Raw genomic sequence first — 17,268 nt, forward strand, 5'->3', positions numbered from 1 at the left:
TTCCTCCCCCACAGCTGGAAGGAACCGCCATGCACCCCGAGACCCCCGCCGCGCCCCGGCCGGACGCCGCCGCCCTGGTCCGCCGCCTCCTCGACCCCGCCTGCCCGCCCTTCGCCCTGCTCCGCCGCCGCTCCCCCGGCCGGGACGCCGGCACCGTAGAGGTGCTGATCGGCGAGGTCACCGAGGTCGAGCACCTCGCCGACATCCCGCTGGGCGAGGGCGCGCCCGGCGCCCCGGTGACCGACGCGCTGGCCCTCGTCCCGTTCCGGCAGATCCGCGAGCGCGGCTTCCGGGCGCACGACGACGGCACCCCGCTGGCCGTGCTGCGCCCCGCCGAGTGCCATGAGGTGGCGCTGGACGACCTGCTGGCGGCGCTCCCGGCGCACCCGGTGCGGGTCGGGGACGGCGCGTTCGACGTGTCCGACGCGGCGTACGCGGAGATCGTCGAGCGGGTCGTCCGGGACGAGATCGGCAGCGGCGAGGGCGCCAACTTCGTCATCCGGCGGACCTTCCGGGGCGAGATCCCGGACTTCTCGGCGGCCGACGCGCTGGCGCTGTTCCGGCGGCTGCTGGCCGGCGAGCGCGGCGCGTACTGGACGTTCGTGGTGCACCGGCCGGGCCTGCGCACGCTGGTCGGCGCCAGCCCCGAGGTGCACGTCCGGATGGCCGGCGGGACGGTCGTGATGAACCCGATCAGCGGGACCTACCGCTATCCCGCCGAGGGGCCCACCCCGGACGGCCTGCTGGCGTTCCTCGGCGACCGCAAGGAGGTCGAGGAGCTGTCGATGGTGGTGGACGAGGAGCTGAAGATGATGTGCACCGTCGGCGACCGGGGCGGGGTGGTGGTCGGGCCCCGGCTCAAGGAGATGGCGCACCTGGCGCACACCGAGTACGAGCTGCGCGGCCGCTCCACCCTGGACGTCCGCGAGGTGCTGAAGGAGACCATGTTCGCGGCCACCGTCACCGGCTCGCCGGTGCAGAACGCCTGCCGGGTCATCGAGCGCCACGAGCCGGCCGGCGCGGACGGGCGCGGGCGGGGCTACTACGCGGGCGCGCTGGCGCTGCTCGGCCGGGACGCCAGCGGCGCGCAGACGCTGGACTCGCCGATCCTGATCCGCACCGCCGACATCGACGCCGGCGGGCGGCTGCGGGTCCCGGTCGGCGCGACCCTGGTGCGCGCCTCGGACCCGTACGGCGAGGTCGCCGAGACGCACGCCAAGGCCGCCGGGGTGCTCACCGCGCTGGGCGTCCGGCCGGCGCCCGCGCGCCCGGCGGCCGGGCCGGCGCCGCGGCTGGCCGACGATCCGCGGGTGCGGGCCGCGCTGGACGCCCGCCGCGCCGACCTGGCGCCGTTCTGGCTGCGGATGCGCACCGGCGGACCGGCCGAGGACCTTGCGGGCGGGCCGCGCGGCCACGCCCTGGTGATCGACGCCGAGGACACCTTCACCGCGATGCTGGCGCATCTGCTGCGGGCCTCCGGGCTGACGGTCACCGTGCGCCGCTACGACGAGCCCGGGCTGCGCGAGGCCGCCCTGGCGCACCAGGGCCCGGTGGTGCTCGGCCCCGGCCCGGGCGACCCGTCCGACGCCGCCGACCCCAAGATGCGCTTCCTGCGCGCGCTCGCCGCGGACCTGCTCGCCGGGCACCGCCACGGCCTGCTCGGGGTGTGCCTGGGCCATGAGCTGATCGCGGCCGAGCTGGGGCTGCCGCTGGTGCGCAAGGACGTGCCGTTCCAGGGCGCCCAGGAGCGGATCGACTTCTTCGGGCGGCCCGAGACGGTGGGCTTCTACAACACCTTCACGGCCCGCTGCGACGACCGGACGGCGACCGAACTCGCCCTGCACCGCGTGGAGTTGAGCCGCGACGAGGCCACCGGCGAGGTGCACGCGCTGCGCGGTCCGGGCTTCGCCGGGGTGCAGTTCCACCCCGAGTCGGTGCTGACCCTGGACGGCGCCGCGGTCACCGCGCAGCTGCTGGCAGCTGTCCTCGTGTGACGAGCATATGGGCGTTGGCGCGGCCGGCCAGATGGTCCTCCACGTTCACCACGGTGGTGGCGATGATCTGGCCGACCGCCTCCCGCGTGAAGTACGCCTGGTGCGAGGTGACCAGCACGTTCGAGAACGTCATCAGCCGGGCCAGCACGTCGTCGCCGATGACGTCCATGGACTTGTCGTACGAGAAGAGCCCGGCCTCCTCCTCGTAGACGTCCAGGCCGACGCCGGCGAGCCGGCCGGCCTTGAGCACCTCGACCAGCGCCGCGGTGTCGATCAGGCCGCCGCGGCTGGAGTTGACCAGGATGGCGTCGTCCTTCATGGCGGCCAGCGCGGCGGCGTCGACCAGGTGCCGGGTCTCCGGCGTCAGCGGGACGTGCAGGCTGACGAGGTCGGCCTCGGCGAACAGCCGCTCCCGGGGGACGTAGGCCATGCCCAGCGCCCGGCAGTCGGGGTTCTCGGTGAGGTCCCAGCCGAGCAGCCGCATGCCGAAGCCGTGGGCGATGCGGGCGAAGGCGGTGCCGATCCGGCCGGTGCCGACCACCCCGGCCGTCCGGCCGTGCAGATCGCGGCCGATCAGGCCGTCCAGGCGGAAGTCGAAGTTCCGGGTCCGCTGGGCGGCCGGTACCAGCCGCCGGTCGACCGCCAGCGCCAGCAGCCAGGCGAACTCCGCGACCGCGTACGGGGAGTAGGAGGAGACCCGGCCGATGGTCATCCCGAGATCGGCCGCGGCCTCCAGATCGATGTTGTTGAAGCCCGTGGAGCGCTGGGCGGCCATCTTGGTGCCGCCGGCCGCGAGGGTCTGCAGGACCTCGGCGCTCAGGTCGTCGTTGACGCTGGTGGAGACGACCTCGTAGCCGTGGGCGATGGGGGCGGTGTCGCGGTCGAGGCAGATGTCCAGGCAGCGGACCTGGTGCCGGCCGGCGAACGCGGCCTCCAGGAGCGGCCGCTCGTCCGCCTGGACACCGAAAGCGACGATCTCCACATTGCCCTCCGCTTCTCGCGGCCGGCCATCCCGGACGCGACAGTTGACCGGATTTGCCGTTTTTGAGTATACGGATCACCGGTCCGCGGCCGTCGCCCGGGGGGTGGGTGCGGCCCTAGCCGAAGAAGACGCCGACCTCCTTGTAGAGCGCCGGATCGACGGTCTTCAGCTTGGCGGTCGCCTCGCCGAGCGGCACCCGGACGATGTCCGTACCGCGCAGCGCGACCATCGTCCCGAAGGCGGCGTCCTTGACCGCGTCGATGGCGTGCAGCCCGAAGCGGGTGGCCAGCCAGCGGTCGAAGGCGCTGGGCGTGCCGCCGCGCTGGGTGTGGCCGAGGACGGTGGTGCGGGCCTCCTTGCCGGTGCGCTGCTCGATCTCCTTGGCCAGCCATTCGCCGACGCCGGAGAGCCGGACGTGGCCGAAGGAGTCGGTGCTGCCGTCCTTGAGGACCAGGTCGCCGTCCTTGGGCATGGCGCCCTCGGCGACCACCACGATCGGCGCGTAGCTGGCCTTGAAGCGGGACTCGATCCAGCGGCAGACCTGCTCGACGTCGAACCGCTGCTCCGGGATGAGGATGACGTTGGCGCCGCCGGCCAGGCCGGAGTGGAGCGCGATCCAGCCGGCGTGCCGGCCCATCACCTCCACGACCAGGACCCGCATATGCGATTCGGCGGTGGTGTGCAGCCGGTCGATGGCCTCGGTGGCGACGCCGACGGCGGTGTCGAAGCCGAAGGTGTAGTCGGTGGCCGAGAGGTCGTTGTCGATGGTCTTGGGCACACCGACGCAGGGCACGCCGTACTCCTCGTGGAGCCGGGCGGCGACGCCGAGGGTGTCCTCGCCGCCGATCGCGATCAGCGCGTCGGTCTCGTGCTTGGCGAGCGTCTCCTTGATCCGGCGGACCCCGTCCTCCTCCTTGAAGGGGTTGGTCCGCGACGAGCCGAGGATGGTGCCGCCGCGGGGCAGGATGCCGCGCACCGCCGGGATGTCCAGCCGTACCGTGACGTTCCGGAGGGGCCCGCGCCAGCCGTCCCGGAAACCGACGAAGTCGTATCCGTACTCCTGGGTGCCCTTGCGGACGATGCCCCTGATCACCGCGTTCAGACCCGGGCAGTCGCCGCCGCCGGTCAGTACTCCGACCCGCATCGCTTCACCTTCATCCCGTCCGTGGCCGCGTACGGCCGTCCGTAAAGCTGACGGCGTCACGCTAATGGTGACCTGGGTCACTCCGGGATGGCGCGGATGCGGACTCCCTTGCGCGGAAGGGGAGTTGGCGCGAGGCGTTCACCCGTACGAGCGGAAGGGCGCGGGGCGGGACGCGGCCCGGCGGCGTCAGACGCCGTCCAGGCCGCGCTCTATGGCGTACCGGACCAGCTCGACGCGGTTGTGCAGCTGGAGCTTGCCGAGGGTGTTCTGGACGTGGTTCTGCACCGTGCGGTGGGAGATCACCAGCCGCTCGGCGATCTGCTTGTACGAGAGCCCCTTGGCGACCAGGCGCAGTACCTCCGTCTCGCGGTCGGTCAGCCGGGGGGCGCCGGGCTCGTCGGGGGCCGCGGGGGCGGGCTCGGTGGCCAGGCGGCGGTACTCGCCGAGGACCAGGCCGGCCAGGCCCGGCGTGAACACCGGGTCGCCGGCGGCGGTCCGGCGGACCGCGTCGAGCAGCTCGCCGGTGCTGGCGGACTTCAGCAGATAGCCGGTGGCGCCGGACTTCACCGCCTCCAGGACGTCGGCGTGCTCACCGCTGGCGGAGAGCACCAGCACCCGCGGCCCGGCGCCGTCGCCGACCAGCTCCTTGCACACCTGGACGCCGGGCAGGCCCGGGAGATTGAGGTCCAGCACCAGCACGTCGGGCGCCGCGGCCCGCGCCCGGCGCACCGCCTGGAGGCCGTCGCCGGCCGTGGCCACCACCTCGAAACCGGCCTCCGCCAGATCGCGGGCGACCGCGTCCCGCCACATCGGGTGGTCGTCGACCACCATGACCCGCAGGCCCGCCGCGCCGTCCGCGCCGTCTGTCTCCGCGCCGCTCATGCGCGCGCCCTCCCCCGTCGTCCGCCCTCGGGCGCGCGGCCCTTGGGAACCTTCAGCTCCACTTCCGTCCCCTGGCCCGGGACCGAGATCCACTCGGCGCTGCCGCCCAGCTCCCGCAGCCGGCCGCGGATCGACAGCGCCACGCCGAGGCGGCCCTCGCGCTCGGCCGCGGCGAGCCGTCCCTCGGGGATGCCGGGGCCCTCGTCGCGCACCGTCACGATCACCGCGTCCCCCTCGTCCTCCACCAGGATCCACGCGCGGGCACCGGCCCCCACGTGCACCCTGACATTGTCCAACGCGGCACTGACAGCGGCGGCCAGCTCGGCGGCCGCGGCGGCCGGCAGCCCGACCGGCGCGCCGGGCCCGGACAGCGTCACGCCGGCGCCGGCGTACGGGGTGAGCAGCGCGAGCAGGTCGCAGGACCCGTCATCGCGCGGCGCGGCCGGGGACTCCGGGGGCGCGGGCCGGGCCGGGCCGGTGCCGTCCGCCGGGGCGCCCGCCGGTGGCGCGGTCCGCTGCCGGGGCACCGGCCCGCCGGCCACCAGGGTGCGCAGCGCCACCTCCTGCTCGCCGGCCATCCGGCCCAGCTCCGCCGCCTCGCCGCCGATCGCGGCGCCGCGCCGCTGCACCATCGCCAGCACCTGGAGCACGCTGTCGTGGATGTCGCGGGCCAGCCGCTCCCGCTCCCGGGTGGCGGCCTCGATCTGGAGGGCGCGGGCCAGGGTGCGCTCACTGGCCCGGGCGACCTCGACGACGTAGCCGATGGCGACGCTGGCGACCCACACCAGCACCACGTTGTGGACGGTGTCCCGGGCCAGCTCCTGGCGCTCGGCGAGGTTGGCCGCCGCCACGACGGTGGAGGCCACCGCCGCCCACCGCCAGCCGCCCTTGATGGCGAAGCCCAGGACGGCGCCCGCGGTCCAGATGGACGGCAGGGTCGGCGCGCCGCCCATGATGCGGGCCTGGGTGTCGACCACGTAGGTGAGCAGGATCCCGGCGACCGCCAGGCCGAGGTCGGCGAGCAGGAAGCGGCGGGTGCAGCGTTCGGCGGAGGTGGTGCGGCGCCAGGTCAGCGCGGTCCAGAGGGTGAGCACCGCCAAGTAGGCGGCGGCGCCCAGGGGATGCGCGTAGTGGCGGTACGAGAAGCCGCACAGGACCAGCGCGTAGACCAGGGTCAGTACGCGGTAGCCGGTGAGCGCGCGCCACAGCGGCAGCTCGACGGACATCCGCAGCACCGCGCGGCCCCCGCCCTCCGGGCCACCGCCCGCGGCCCGTCCACCCGCGACCCGTGCGCCCGCGGTCCGTACGTCCGTGGCCCGTACGTCCGTGGCCCGTATACCGCCGCCCGCGGCCCCTACGTCGTGCATGTCGGCATCCGTCATGCCGGCCCCACCCCTCACCGGGGACCGCCCCGGCCCTCGGTCTCGGCTCGTCGGTCCGTAGCGTCCCGTCCGGCGCGGCCGGCCGGTACCGCCGTGCCGCGCCGGGCCGTCAGCCCTCTGCCTTCTTCTGCGCCTCGGCGGCCTTGGCGGCCTCCGCGATCTGCCGCTTGGCCGCGGTCGCGTAGATGTCGACGTACTCCTGGCCGGAGAGCTTCATGATCTCGTACATCACCTCGTCGGTGACCGAGCGCAGGATGTAGCGGTCGCCCTCCATGCCCTGGTAGCGGCTGAAGTCGAGCGGTTTGCCGATCCGGATGCCGGGCCGGACCATCTTCGGCAGGACCTTGCCGGGCGGCTGGACCTTCTCGGTGTCGATCATGGCGACCGGGATGACCGGCGCGCCGGTGGCCAGCGCCACGCGCGCGAGGCCGCCCGGCTTGCCGCGGTAGAGCCGGCCGTCCGGGGAGCGGGTGCCCTCGGGGTAGATGCCGAACAGCTCACCGCGCTCCAGCACCTCGATCCCGCTCTTGATGGCCGCCTCGCCCGCGCCGCGGGCGCCCGAGCGGTCCACCGGCAGCTGCCCCACGCCCTTGAAGAACGCGGCGGTCAGCTTGCCCTTGAGGCCAGGGGAGGTGAAGTACTCCGCCTTGGCGATGAAGGTGACCTTGCGGTCCAGTACCGCCGGCAGGAAGAACGAGTCCGAGAAGGACAGGTGGTTGCTGGCGAGGATCGCCGGACCCTCGGCGGGAACGTTCTCGATGCCTTCCACCCACGGACGGAACGCGAGCCTGAGCGGACCGCCGATGGAAAACTTCATTGCGCCGTAGATCAACCGACTGCCTCCTGTGTCTGACGCACTGACCTTAACCCCCGCGCGGCGCGCCGGGGGCCGCAAGCGGCCCGGGAGAGCGCGCGGGGGCCCGTACGCCGCGGCTCCCGGCGGCCTCGGCCCTACCCCGGCGCGGTCACTTTGCGTACCCTGACATCACCGTCAGCCCCCTTTCAGCGATCGGAGTCCACCGGTGCCGCTCCTCCCCGGGGCCGAGCCGTTCCGCCGTGACGGCGGAGACGTCGGCGTCCTCGTCTGCCACGGCTTCACCGGCTCCCCCCAGTCCGTCCGCCCCTGGGCGGAGTACCTCGCCGACCGCGGGCTGAGCGTCACCGTCCCGCTGCTGCCCGGCCACGGCACCCGGTGGCAGGACATGCAGCTCACGACCTGGCAGGACTGGTACGCCGAGGTCGACCGCGAACTGCGCGCGCTGGCCGGGCGGTGCACGCGGGTCTTCGTCTGCGGGCTGTCCATGGGCGGCGCGCTGGCGCTGCGGCTGGCCGCCCGGCACGGCGACACCATCAGCGGGGTCGCGGTGGTCAACCCCGGCAACAAGGTCCACGACACGGCGGCGCCGCTGCTGCCGGTGCTGCGCCACGTCGTCCGCTCCACCAAGGGCATCGCCAGCGACATCGCCCGGCCCGGCGGGACGGAGGTCGGCTACGACCGGGTGCCGCTGCACGCCGCGCATTCGCTGCGCCGCTTCTTCCAGCTGGTGGACGGCGAACTCCCGCGCGTCACCCAGCCGTTGCTGGTGATGACCAGCCCGCAGGACCATGTCGTCCCGCCCGCCGACTCCGAGCGGATCCTGGCCCGGGTCTCGTCCACCGACGTCCGCCAGATCCTGCTGGAGCGCAGCTACCACGTCGCCACGCTCGACCACGACGCGGAGCGGATCTTCGCGGAGACCCACGCCTTCCTCACCCGGCTCACCGGCGGGGCGGAGCCGGAGGCGGCCCAGGAGGGGGCGGCGGCCGGTGGCGGAGCGTAGCCCCCGCGATCCCCGGGACCCGCTCGACGAGGAGGCCGCGTGGGCGGAGATCGTCGCGGGCTACGGCGACCGGCCGGAGTTCCCCGCGGACGGCCGGCCGGAGCGGCCCGCGTCCGACGGGGCTGACCAGGCGGAGCGGTCCGAGAAGCAGGCCCCGGACGCGGACGCCCCCGAGGCGGCCGCCGGCGCCCCCGAGGCCCGCCCGGCCGGCGGGGTGCCCGGCGACGGCTCGCCGTCCCGCCCCGGCAGCTTCGTGGTCTTCGCCCCCGGCGTCGGGCCGCGCGACTGGGCGCCGTCCGAACCGTCCGACGACGACTTCGACGAGACCGACGAGGGCCACTTCACACCGCCCGAGCCGCCGCCGCTGCCGCGCGCCGACACCACCACCAAGTTCGCCTGGATCGCGGCGCTCGGCGGCCCGCTGCTGCTGATCGCCATGGTCGTCTTCCAGCAGCCGCTCACGTGGTGGATGGTGGTGCTGGGCATCGGCGGCTTCCTGGGCGGGCTGGCCACCCTCTTCGCCCGGATGGGAGACGACCGGGAGGACGACGACGATCTGCCGGGCAGCGGCGCGGTGGTCTGACCCGGCGCGCCCGGGGCCTCGCGGCCCCGCGGCCGGTCAGCCGCCGGCCGGCACCCGCAGCGCGGCCAGCACGGGCAGATGGTCCGAGGCGGCCAGCAGATCGGCGTCCCGCAGCCCGGGCAGCCCGCGCGGCACCCCGCAGCCGAGGAACTCCACCCCGCCGGTGGCGAACACCGCGTCGATCCGCTGCCGGGGCGCGTGCGGGGTGGAGGTGAACTCCTCGCCCCACGGGGCGGCCGCCCAGCCGTCGGTGAGCGCCGCCGCGATCCGCCGGAAACTCCGGCCGTCCGGGCGGTCGTTGAGGTCCCCGGCCACCACCGCGTGCGGCGCGTCCAGTCCGGCGACCCGCTCCAGCAGCAGCCCGGCCTGGCCGTACCGCTCCCGCTCGGACAGGCTCAGATGGCAGCTGACCACCCCGAGCCGGGCCCCGGCGATCCGGACCACCGCGGTGGCCAGACCGCGGCGGTGGAGCCCGGGGGTGCGGGGCAGCAGCACGTCCTCGGCGCGCTCGACGTGGGCGCGCAGGGTGGCCAGGATCATCGGTCCGGTGGCGGTGGCGCCGCCGGTGACGTACACCAGCCCGGCGGCGCGGGCGAGCCGTTCGGCGGCCTTGCGCCAGCGGAAGAAGCGCGGCGCCTCCTGGACCAGCACGAGATCGGGGGCGCAGGCCCGGATGACCCGGACCAGCGCCGCCCGGTCGTCGCGCAGCGAGCGGATGTTGTAGCCGAGCACCCGGACCACCGCGGAGCCGTCCGCCTCGGTGGCGGACAGCGGGAGTCCGCCGGCGGCGGGCAGGGGCGCGGGGCCCGCTCCCGTGCCGGACGCGGGCCGTCCGGAGCGCTCGGCCGCCATCGGTGTCAGCCCTGGCGCGCCAGGTCAGCCGCGCCGACCAGTCCGGCCCGGCCGCCGAGCTGGGCGGCGAGCACCTGGGCGTGCGGCCGCCACTGGCTGCCGACCAGCCAGCGCCGGAACGACTTGCGGATCGGGTCCAGGACCAGTTCGCCCTCGTCCGAGACGCCGCCGCCGACGATGAACGCGGACGGGTCGAAGAGCGAGGCGAGGTCGGCGAGGCCGGCGCCGGCCCAGCGGGCCAGTTCGCGGAAGGAGTCGACGGCGACCGGGTCGCCCTGGCGGGCGGCCTGGCTGATGTGCCGGCCCTGGATGCCCTCGGGCGTGCCGTCGCCCAGCGAGAGCAGCACCTCGGCGTGCTCGGGGGTGGCGAAGGCGCGCTGGCGGGCGTAGCGCAGCAGGGCGCGGCCGGAGGCGTACTGCTCCCAGCAGCCCTGGCTGCCGCAGCCGCACAGCAGGCCGTCCGGGACGACCCGGATGTGGCCGAACTCCGCGGCGACGCCGAAGCGGCCGCGGCGGAGCTTGTTGCCGATGATGATGCCGCCGCCCAGGCCGGTGCCCAGGGTGATGCAGATGACGTCGCTGTGGCCCTGGCCGGCGCCGAAGCGGTACTCGCCCCAGGCGGCGGCGTTGGCGTCGTTCTCGACCACGACGGGGAGGCCGACGCGCTGCTCGACCTTGTCCTTGAGCGGTTCGTGGCGCCAGTCGATGTTCGGGGCGAAGAGGACCGTGGCCCGCTTCTCGTCGACGTAGCCGGCGGCGCCGATGCCGACGGCCTCGACCCGGTGGCCGGCGCCGACGGTGCGGACGGCGTCCGCGATGGCCTCGGTCAGCGCGTCGGTGGCTTGCGGGGTCGCTACCTTGCACGTCTCAAGGATCGAACCCTCTTCGTCGACCACGCCGGCCGCGATCTTCGTGCCGCCGATGTCGACGCCGATGGTGAGTCCCATATGTCCCTCAGTTTCGCTCGAACCCCGCCGGGTCCCACCGTACCGGAGGCGGACGGAGCGTCAGTCGAGGTCGATCCGCTCGGGGCCGGCCGGGCCGTCGTCGCGCGGGTCGGCGGCGCGGCCGCCGGGGCGGCCGGAAGGGCGGTCGGCGGGGTCCTCGCCGCGGGTCCAGCGGCGCTCGCCGCTCTCGACGGCCGAGCGGTAGGCGGCGAGGAGTTCGGAGCCGGCCGCGGCGAGGTGGTCGAAGACGTCGGGGTTGCGCTCGACGACCGGCTCGACGGCGGCCTTGGCCTGGCGCAGCAGCCGGCCGACCGCGCCGCTCGCGGCGATCCCGCCCAGCGCGCCGGGCAGCTGGATCGCGGAGAGCTTGTCGGTCACCGCCTCGGCGAGCCGGCGCAGCTCCTCGGCGGCGCTGCCCGGCTGGGGGCCGTACGCGGCCTTGCGGCGGGCCTGCTCCGCGGCGAGGTCCTCGGCGCAGGCGGTCTCCCAGGCGTCGGCGTCCGGCGCGGCGCGGCGGTCGGCGGGGCGCTCGGTGGCATCACTCATGGCGGACTCCGTGACTCCTGCGGATCTGCGGACGGTGCGGACCGGACGGCTGCCGTGCGGTGCCGGAGGCAGCGCGCGGGGCACCGGCACGGCGGTGACGCTTACGCCTTCGACGGTACCGGAACGGGGGCGCCGGGCGACGTGCGTACGGAGGGGCCGGCTTCAGGCGCCGGGCGTACCGCCCCGCGGCCACAGGGCCGGGTCCGGGGTGAAGCGGATCTCCAGGGTGCCGTCGCGCAGCGCGGCGCCGGAGACGGTGCAGCGGCGCAGCGCGGAGGGCAGGGTGCGGATCCGCCGGAAGCGGCCGACCGTCACCACGATCTCGTCGCCGCGGCGGACCAGGCCGAGGCCGTCCCGCCGGGCGCCGGGCAGCGGCACCCGCCACAGCAGCAGGCCCTCGGCGGCCAGCCGGTCCTCGACGGTCCAGGGGTCGGCGGGGGCGGCGGGCGGGGGCGGCGGGGTGACGCCGCCGCCGGCGCCGTCGAGCAGCGCGGTCAGCTCCTCGACGCCCTGCGGGTCGCGGCCCAGGTGCGGGACCTCGTGCACCGGGACGTCCGGGAACTCCTCGCGGATGGCCTTCAGGGCGGCCTGCTGGCCGCCGGAGAGCCCGGCCAGGAACGGGTCGGCGGAGCCGGTCGGCAGCAGGCGGTTGACCAGCACGGTGTCGGTGCGGCGGCCGTGCAGGGCGAGTCCGGCGCGCAGGGTGCGCAGGGCGGCGGTGGCAACCGGCCCGGCGTCGGTGACCAGCCGTACGGAGGTGCCGGGGGCGTCCACCACCCGCTGGACGGCGGCGAGTTCGGCCTCCCAGCGCTCGGCGGCCTCGTAGAGCTTCTGGGCCGGCATGGGGACGCCGGCGAGCTGGGCGAGGACCGGGCGCAGGGCGCGGGCGGCCTGGCGCTCGGGCGGCAGCAGGCGGCGGAGGTAGCGGCGGACCTGGGCGGGCAGGGCCAGCAGCCGGATCGTTTCAGCGGCCGGCGGCGCGTCCACCACCAGCAGGTCCCAGGAGCCCGAGGCGTGCGCGGCGCGCAGCGCGTGCAGCAGCGCGAACGACTCCGAGCCGGGGAGTTCGGTGAGTTCGTCCTCGTCCAGGGGGGCCGCGCCGAGCAGGTCGAGCGCGGCGCCGGCCCGCTCCTGGAAGGCGAGGAACTCCTGGCGGAAGCGGTCGGCGGGGTCGATCCGGCGGGCGTACAGGCCGGGCGCCCCGGCTATGGGGGCGGCCTCGGCGACACCGGGGCGGGCACCGAGGACCAGCTCGGGGGCGCTGCGCTGGGTGGTGAGCAGCAGCGTCCGCGCGCCCTGCCGGGCACCGGCCAGGGCGGTCGCCGCGGCGAGCGTGGTGCGGCCCGCGCCGCCGGGGCCGGTGACGAGGACGGTCCGCACGCTCAGCGCTTCTCGGCCTCGTCGGCGGACGCGGAGGCGGCCGCGGGGCCGCCCTCGACGCGCTTCTTCAGGCCGGCCAGCGCGCGGTCGATGATGACCTTCTCGGCCTTGCGCTTGATCATGCCGAGCATCGGGATCTTGACGTCGACGGTGAGCTGGTAGGTGACCTCGGTGCGGGTGCCGCCGTCCAGCGGGGTGAGGCGGTACGAGCCGTCGAGGGCGCGCAGCATCTGCGACTTGACCAGCGACCAGCTGACCTCGTCGCCGCCGGTCCAGGTGTAGGCGAGGGTGTGGTCGTCCTTGATGGCGCCGGCGTCCAGCACCAAGCGGACCTTGCGGGCGCGGCCCTGGTCGTCGGTCTCCAGGATCTCGGCCTGCTTGACCTCGCCGGTCCACTCCGGGTAGCGGTCGAAGTCGGCGATCACGGCCATCACCTCGGCCGGTGCCGCCTCGATCGTGATGTTCGAGCTGGTGTGTTCGGCCATCGCCGTGACTCCTCCATACCGATGCCGGCCGGACCGCCCGGACCGGCACTGGCGCGGTCTTCCGCCGCGCCCTGCCGCGTGCTTCCGCCTGCTGCCGCGTCTTTACGCTGCTGAAGGCTACCGCGCGGCGGATCCCGCGCGGACACCAGCGGGCCCCGCCGCGGCGGGCCTCACCACTCCAGCACGTAGGGCCGGCCGGTCGCGTTGAAGTGCCCGACATTGACGCATTCCGTACCGCCGATCCGGGCCCGGCGGACCAGCGGCTGGTGGACGTGGCCGAAGAGGGCGTAGCGGGGGCGGGTGCGCCGGATGGCGGCGAGCAGCGCGCGGCTGCCGCGTTCGAAGCGGCGGGCGACGGTGTCGTAGCACAGCTCGGGGACGTCCGGCGGGATGTGGGTGCACAGCACGTCCACCTCGCCGACCGCCTCGACCTTGGCGGCGTACTCCTCGTCGCTGATCTCGTACGGCGTCTTCATGGGGGTGGTCAGGCCGCCGCCGACGAAGCCGAAGACCCGGCCGCCGATCTCCACCCGCTCGCCGTCCAGGACGGTGGTGCCGGGCCCGGCGTACTCCGGCCACAGGCGCGGGATGTCGACATTGCCGTAGGTGGCGTAGGTGGGGGTGGGGAAGGCGGCGAAGAGCTCGGCGTACTGGCGGCGGACCGCGCCCTCGATGACCTCCTCCCGGCTCGCGCCGCTGGCGTCCACCTCGGCCCAGAGGCGGCGGCCGAGCGCGCGGGCCTCGTCGTAGCGGCGGGCGGTGCGCAGCTCGACCAGGGCGTCGGCGTTGGCCGCGCCGAAGAGGTCGGCGAAGATGCCGCGCGAATGGTCGGCGTAGTCGAGGAAGAGGACGAGGTCGCCGAGGCAGACCAGGGCGTCGGCGCCGTCCCCGGCCGCCGCCAGGTCCCGGCTGTTCCCATGGACGTCACTGACCACATGCACGCGCATGGCGCCACCCTAGATCGCCGGGCGCGGGCCCGGGAGGCCGAGGGTGTCCCCTTTGGTTACTTTCGGGTCACCAGGGCGCTGGACTAGTCTGCGCGTGCGTCCCCATGACGTGTCCGCAGCATGTGACGCATCGAACATCTGGCCGTGACCCCCTATCCCAAAACCAATACCGATGGGTAACGTCCGGGCCGTCCACTCCCCCCGCATGATCATGGACCGCAGCCGGTGCGCACACAGCGTCGTGGTGCCGGCGCTTTCGAGGAGCAGCAGTCTTGCGCGAGTTCAGCCTTCCGGCCCTGTACGAGGTCCCCGCGGACGGCAATCTGACGGACCTGATCCGCCGCAACGCCGCGCAGTACCCGGATGTCGCGGTCCTGGGGCGGAAGGTGGACGGCGTCTGGCAGGACGTCACCGCCGCCGCCTTCCTCGCCGAGGTCCGCGCCGCGGCCAAGGGGCTGATGGCCTCCGGCATCCGGCCCGGCGACCGGGTCGGCCTGATGTCGCGCACCCGTTACGAGTGGACGCTGCTGGACTTCGCCATCTGGAGCGCCGGCGCGATCACCGTCCCGGTCTACGAGACCAGCTCCGCCGAGCAGATCCAGTGGATCCTCGGCGACTCCGGCGCGGTGGCCTGCCTGGTGGAGACCCCCGACCACGAGGCGACCGTGGAAGCGGTCCGCGACCGGCTGCCGCAGCTGGCGCACGTCTGGCAGATCGAACGCGACGCGCTCGCCCGGCTGCGGGCCGCCGGCGACGGCATCACCGACGCGGAGGTCGATGAGCGCAGCGCGCTGGCCGACGCGGACTCCCCCGCCACCATCGTCTACACCTCCGGCACCACCGGCCGCCCCAAGGGCTGCGTGCTCAGCCACCGCAGCTTCTTCGCCGAGTGCGGCAACGTCGTCGAGCGGCTGCGCCCCCTCTTCCGCACCGGCGAGTCCTCGGTGCTGCTCTTCCTCCCCGTCGCGCACGTCTTCGGGCGGCTGGTCGAGGTCGCCTCGCTGATGGCGCCGATCAAGCTGGGCCACGCCCCGGACATCAAGAACCTCACCGACGACCTGGCCTCCTTCCGGCCGACGATGATCCTGGGCGTCCCCCGGGTCTTCGAGAAGGTCTACAACTCCGCGCGGGCCAAGGCGCAGGCGGACGGCAAGGGCAAGATCTTCGACAAGGCGGCGGAGACCGCGATCGCCTACAGCCGGGCGCTGGACACCCCCGGCGGCCCGTCGTTCGGCCTGAAGGTGAAGTACAAGGTCTTCGACCGGCTGGTCTACGGCAAGCTGCGGGCGGTGCTCGGCGGCCGGGCCACCCACGCCATCTCCGGCGGCGCCCCGCTCGGCGAGCGGCTGGGCCACTTCTACCGCGGTATCGGCTTCACCGCCCTGGAGGGCTACGGGCTGACCGAGTCCTGCGCGGCCACCGCGTTCAACCCCTGGGACCGGCAGAAGATCGGCACGGTCGGCCAGCCGCTGCCCGGCTCGGTGGTCCGGATCGCCGACGACGGCGAGGTGCTGCTGCACGGCGAGCACCTCTTCACCGAGTACTGGAACAACCCGACGGCCACTCAGGAAGCGCTCTCCGACGGCTGGTTCCACACCGGCGACCTCGGCACCCTCGACGAGGACGGCTACCTCGCCATCACCGGCCGCAAGAAGGAGATACTCGTCACCGCCGGCGGCAAGAACGTCGCCCCGGCCGTCATCGAGGACCGCATCCGCGCCCACGCGCTGATCGCCGAGTGCATGGTGGTCGGCGACGGCCGCCCGTTCATCGGCGCGCTGATCACCCTGGACGAGGAGTTCCTGCCCCGCTGGGCCGAGGAGCACGGCCACCCGGCCGGCGCCACGCCCGCCCAGCTCGCCCAGGACCCCGAGCTGCTGGCCGCCGTCCAGCGGGCGGTGGACGACGGCAACGCGGCGGTCTCCAAGGCCGAGTCGGTCCGCAAGTTCCGCATCCTGCCGACCCAGTTCACCGAGGAATCCGGCCATGTGACGCCGTCGCTGAAGCTGAAGCGGAACGTCGTCGCCAAGGACTTCGCGGAGGAGATCGAGGCGATCTACCGGGGGTAGGGGTTCCGTATCGCCGGGCCGCACCGGCGTGGGGCTACAGCAGCTCCCGCAGCCGGTCCGCCAGGAGGTCCCAGCGCCACTTCTCCTCCACCCAGGCGCGGCCGCGGTCGCCCATGGTGCGGCGCAGCGCGGGGTCCTCCAGGAGCGTGACGATGCGTTCGGCGGCGGCCGTGGGCGAGCCGCCGGGGACCACCCAGCCGGTCTCGCCGTCCAGCACCGCGTCCGGCGCGCCGCCCGAGTCGCCCGCGACGACCGGGAGCCCGGTCGCGGACGCCTCCAGGTAGACGATGCCCAGGCCCTCGACGTCCAGCCCGCCGCGCCGGGTGCGGCAGGGCATCGCGAAGACATCGCCCGCGCCGTAGTGGGCGGGCAGCTCCTCCCACGGGACGGCCCCGGTGAAGCGGACCGCGCCGGCCACGCCCTTCTCCCGCGCCAGCGCGCGCAGCCGCTCCTCGTACGGGCCGCCGCCGACGATCAGCAGCACCGCGTCCGGCACCGCCGCGGTGATCGCGGGCATCGCCTCGATCAGGGTGTCCTGGCCCTTGCGCGGGACGAGCCGGGAGACGCAGACCACCACCGGCCGGTCGGCCAGCCCCAGCCGGGCCCGTACCGCGTCGCCGCCGGAGCCCGGGTGGAAGGTCTTCTCGTCCACCCCGGGCGGCAGCTGCGCCATCCGGGCGGCGGCCTCCGGGCTGAGCGCGGCGGCGATCCGCGAACGGGTGTACTCGCCGAGGTAGGTCAGGGTGTCGGTGCCCTCGCCGATCCGGCGCAGCAGCCGCCGGGCGCCGGGCAGCTGCGCCCAGCCCGCCTCGTGGCCGTGGGTGGTCGCCACGATCCGGCGGGCGCCGGCCGCGCGCAGCGCCGGCGCCATCAGGCCCAGCGGCGCGGCGGCCCCGAACCACACCGACGAGCAGCCGTGCTCCCGCAGCAGCGCGACCGCCCGCCGGGTCACCCGGGGCGTCGGCAGCAGCATCGTCGTGGCGTCCCGCACCACCGGGAACGGCTGCTCGGCGTCGAAGGCGGCGGTGGCCGCCCGGCCCTCCTCGCTCCGCTTCCAGGTCGAGGCGTAGACCACCACCCGGCCCGGGTCCAGCCGCAGCGCCATGCTGTGCAGGAACGCCTGGATGCCGCCGGGCCGGGGCGGGAAGTCGTTGGTGACGATGAGGGTCTTGTCCACGGTGGTCTCTCGGCGGTCGGCGGTCTGGCGGGACGCGGTGCGCCCGGACGGTCCGGGGCCGACAGTACCGGGTCGGCG

Annotated in this window: 16 protein-coding genes; 4 read left to right on the forward strand and 12 right to left on the reverse strand. The window is 74.9% G+C overall.

Annotation, left to right across the window (positions count from 1 at the left end):
• Positions 1-29 precede the first annotated feature (29 nt).
• Complete coding sequence (locus tag ADL22_RS20540; protein ID WP_066981557.1) at positions 30-1,994, forward strand: anthranilate synthase family protein; 1,965 nt, start codon at positions 30-32, stop codon at positions 1,992-1,994.
• On the opposite strand, the gene ADL22_RS20545 is transcribed toward ADL22_RS20540, so the two are convergent.
• From ADL22_RS20545 to ADL22_RS20565, 5 genes are all read right to left on the reverse strand, one after another.
• Complete coding sequence (locus tag ADL22_RS20545) at positions 1,960-2,976, reverse strand: 2-hydroxyacid dehydrogenase (protein WP_066981560.1); 1,017 nt, start codon at positions 2,974-2,976, stop codon at positions 1,960-1,962. The two genes, ADL22_RS20540 and ADL22_RS20545, sit on opposite strands and share 35 nt — an antisense overlap.
• 115 nt (positions 2,977-3,091) lie before the next feature.
• On the reverse strand, positions 3,092-4,120 hold the full coding sequence (locus ADL22_RS20550; protein WP_066981562.1) for a 6-phosphofructokinase: 1,029 nt from the start codon (positions 4,118-4,120) through the stop codon (positions 3,092-3,094).
• A 186-nt stretch (positions 4,121-4,306) separates the two neighbouring features.
• On the reverse strand, positions 4,307-5,002 hold the full coding sequence (locus tag ADL22_RS20555; RefSeq protein ID WP_066981565.1) for a response regulator: 696 nt from the start codon (positions 5,000-5,002) through the stop codon (positions 4,307-4,309).
• A complete protein-coding gene (gene macS, locus ADL22_RS20560) occupies positions 4,999-6,228 on the reverse strand; it encodes a MacS family sensor histidine kinase (RefSeq protein ID WP_066981732.1) in 1,230 nt (409 codons plus the stop codon). The genes ADL22_RS20555 and macS overlap by 4 nt, the downstream gene beginning before the upstream one ends.
• Before the next feature lie 265 nt (positions 6,229-6,493).
• Positions 6,494-7,201, reverse strand: a complete 708-nt coding sequence (locus ADL22_RS20565; protein ID WP_066981568.1) for a lysophospholipid acyltransferase family protein — start codon at positions 7,199-7,201, stop codon at positions 6,494-6,496.
• A gap of 205 nt (positions 7,202-7,406) precedes the next feature.
• Here ADL22_RS20565 and ADL22_RS20570 point away from each other — a divergent pair, with 205 nt between their 5' ends.
• Together ADL22_RS20570 and ADL22_RS20575 are read left to right on the forward strand one after the other, a co-directional pair.
• Positions 7,407-8,204, forward strand: coding sequence for an alpha/beta hydrolase (locus ADL22_RS20570; RefSeq protein WP_066981571.1), 798 nt, complete (start codon positions 7,407-7,409; stop codon positions 8,202-8,204).
• A complete protein-coding gene (locus ADL22_RS20575) occupies positions 8,191-8,787 on the forward strand; it encodes a hypothetical protein (RefSeq protein WP_066981574.1) in 597 nt (198 codons plus the stop codon). Before ADL22_RS20570 ends, ADL22_RS20575 begins: the two co-directional genes overlap by 14 nt.
• Before the next feature lie 36 nt (positions 8,788-8,823).
• Here the strand turns inward: ADL22_RS20575 and ADL22_RS20580 are convergent, their stop codons facing one another.
• From ADL22_RS20580 to ADL22_RS20605, 6 genes are all read right to left on the reverse strand, one after another.
• Positions 8,824-9,639, reverse strand: coding sequence for an endonuclease/exonuclease/phosphatase family protein (locus ADL22_RS20580; protein WP_159048697.1), 816 nt, complete (start codon positions 9,637-9,639; stop codon positions 8,824-8,826).
• A 5-nt stretch (positions 9,640-9,644) separates the two neighbouring features.
• The gene (locus ADL22_RS20585; RefSeq protein WP_066981577.1) at positions 9,645-10,586 is read right to left on the reverse strand and encodes an ROK family glucokinase; all 942 of its coding nucleotides are present in this window, start codon (positions 10,584-10,586) and stop codon (positions 9,645-9,647) included.
• A 60-nt stretch (positions 10,587-10,646) separates the two neighbouring features.
• Positions 10,647-11,132 (reverse strand): DUF5304 domain-containing protein, encoded by a 486-nt coding sequence (locus tag ADL22_RS20590; RefSeq protein ID WP_066981579.1) that lies wholly within the window; start codon positions 11,130-11,132, stop codon positions 10,647-10,649.
• Between the two features lie 162 nt (positions 11,133-11,294).
• Positions 11,295-12,512 carry an ArsA family ATPase gene (locus tag ADL22_RS20595; RefSeq protein WP_066981582.1) on the reverse strand — a complete coding sequence of 406 codons (1,218 nt, stop codon included), beginning with the start codon at positions 12,510-12,512 and terminating at the stop codon, positions 11,295-11,297.
• Between the two features lie 2 nt (positions 12,513-12,514).
• A complete protein-coding gene (locus ADL22_RS20600) occupies positions 12,515-12,997 on the reverse strand; it encodes an SRPBCC family protein (protein ID WP_066981584.1) in 483 nt (160 codons plus the stop codon).
• A gap of 170 nt (positions 12,998-13,167) precedes the next feature.
• The gene (locus tag ADL22_RS20605) at positions 13,168-13,944 is read right to left on the reverse strand and encodes a metallophosphoesterase family protein (protein ID WP_066981586.1); all 777 of its coding nucleotides are present in this window, start codon (positions 13,942-13,944) and stop codon (positions 13,168-13,170) included.
• 272 nt (positions 13,945-14,216) lie between these two features.
• Here ADL22_RS20605 and ADL22_RS20610 point away from each other — a divergent pair, with 272 nt between their 5' ends.
• Positions 14,217-16,013, forward strand: coding sequence for an AMP-dependent synthetase/ligase (locus ADL22_RS20610; RefSeq protein ID WP_066981591.1), 1,797 nt, complete (start codon positions 14,217-14,219; stop codon positions 16,011-16,013).
• A 34-nt stretch (positions 16,014-16,047) separates the two neighbouring features.
• Here ADL22_RS20610 and ADL22_RS20615 read toward each other — a convergent pair whose 3' ends face one another.
• Positions 16,048-17,190, reverse strand: coding sequence for a glycosyltransferase family 4 protein (locus ADL22_RS20615; protein ID WP_066981594.1), 1,143 nt, complete (start codon positions 17,188-17,190; stop codon positions 16,048-16,050).
• Between the last annotated feature and the right edge of the window lie 78 nt (positions 17,191-17,268).

Origin of the sequence: Streptomyces sp. NRRL F-4489, assembly GCF_001509485.1 — a bacterium.
Classification (GTDB): Bacteria; Actinomycetota; Actinomycetes; order Streptomycetales; family Streptomycetaceae; genus Streptomyces.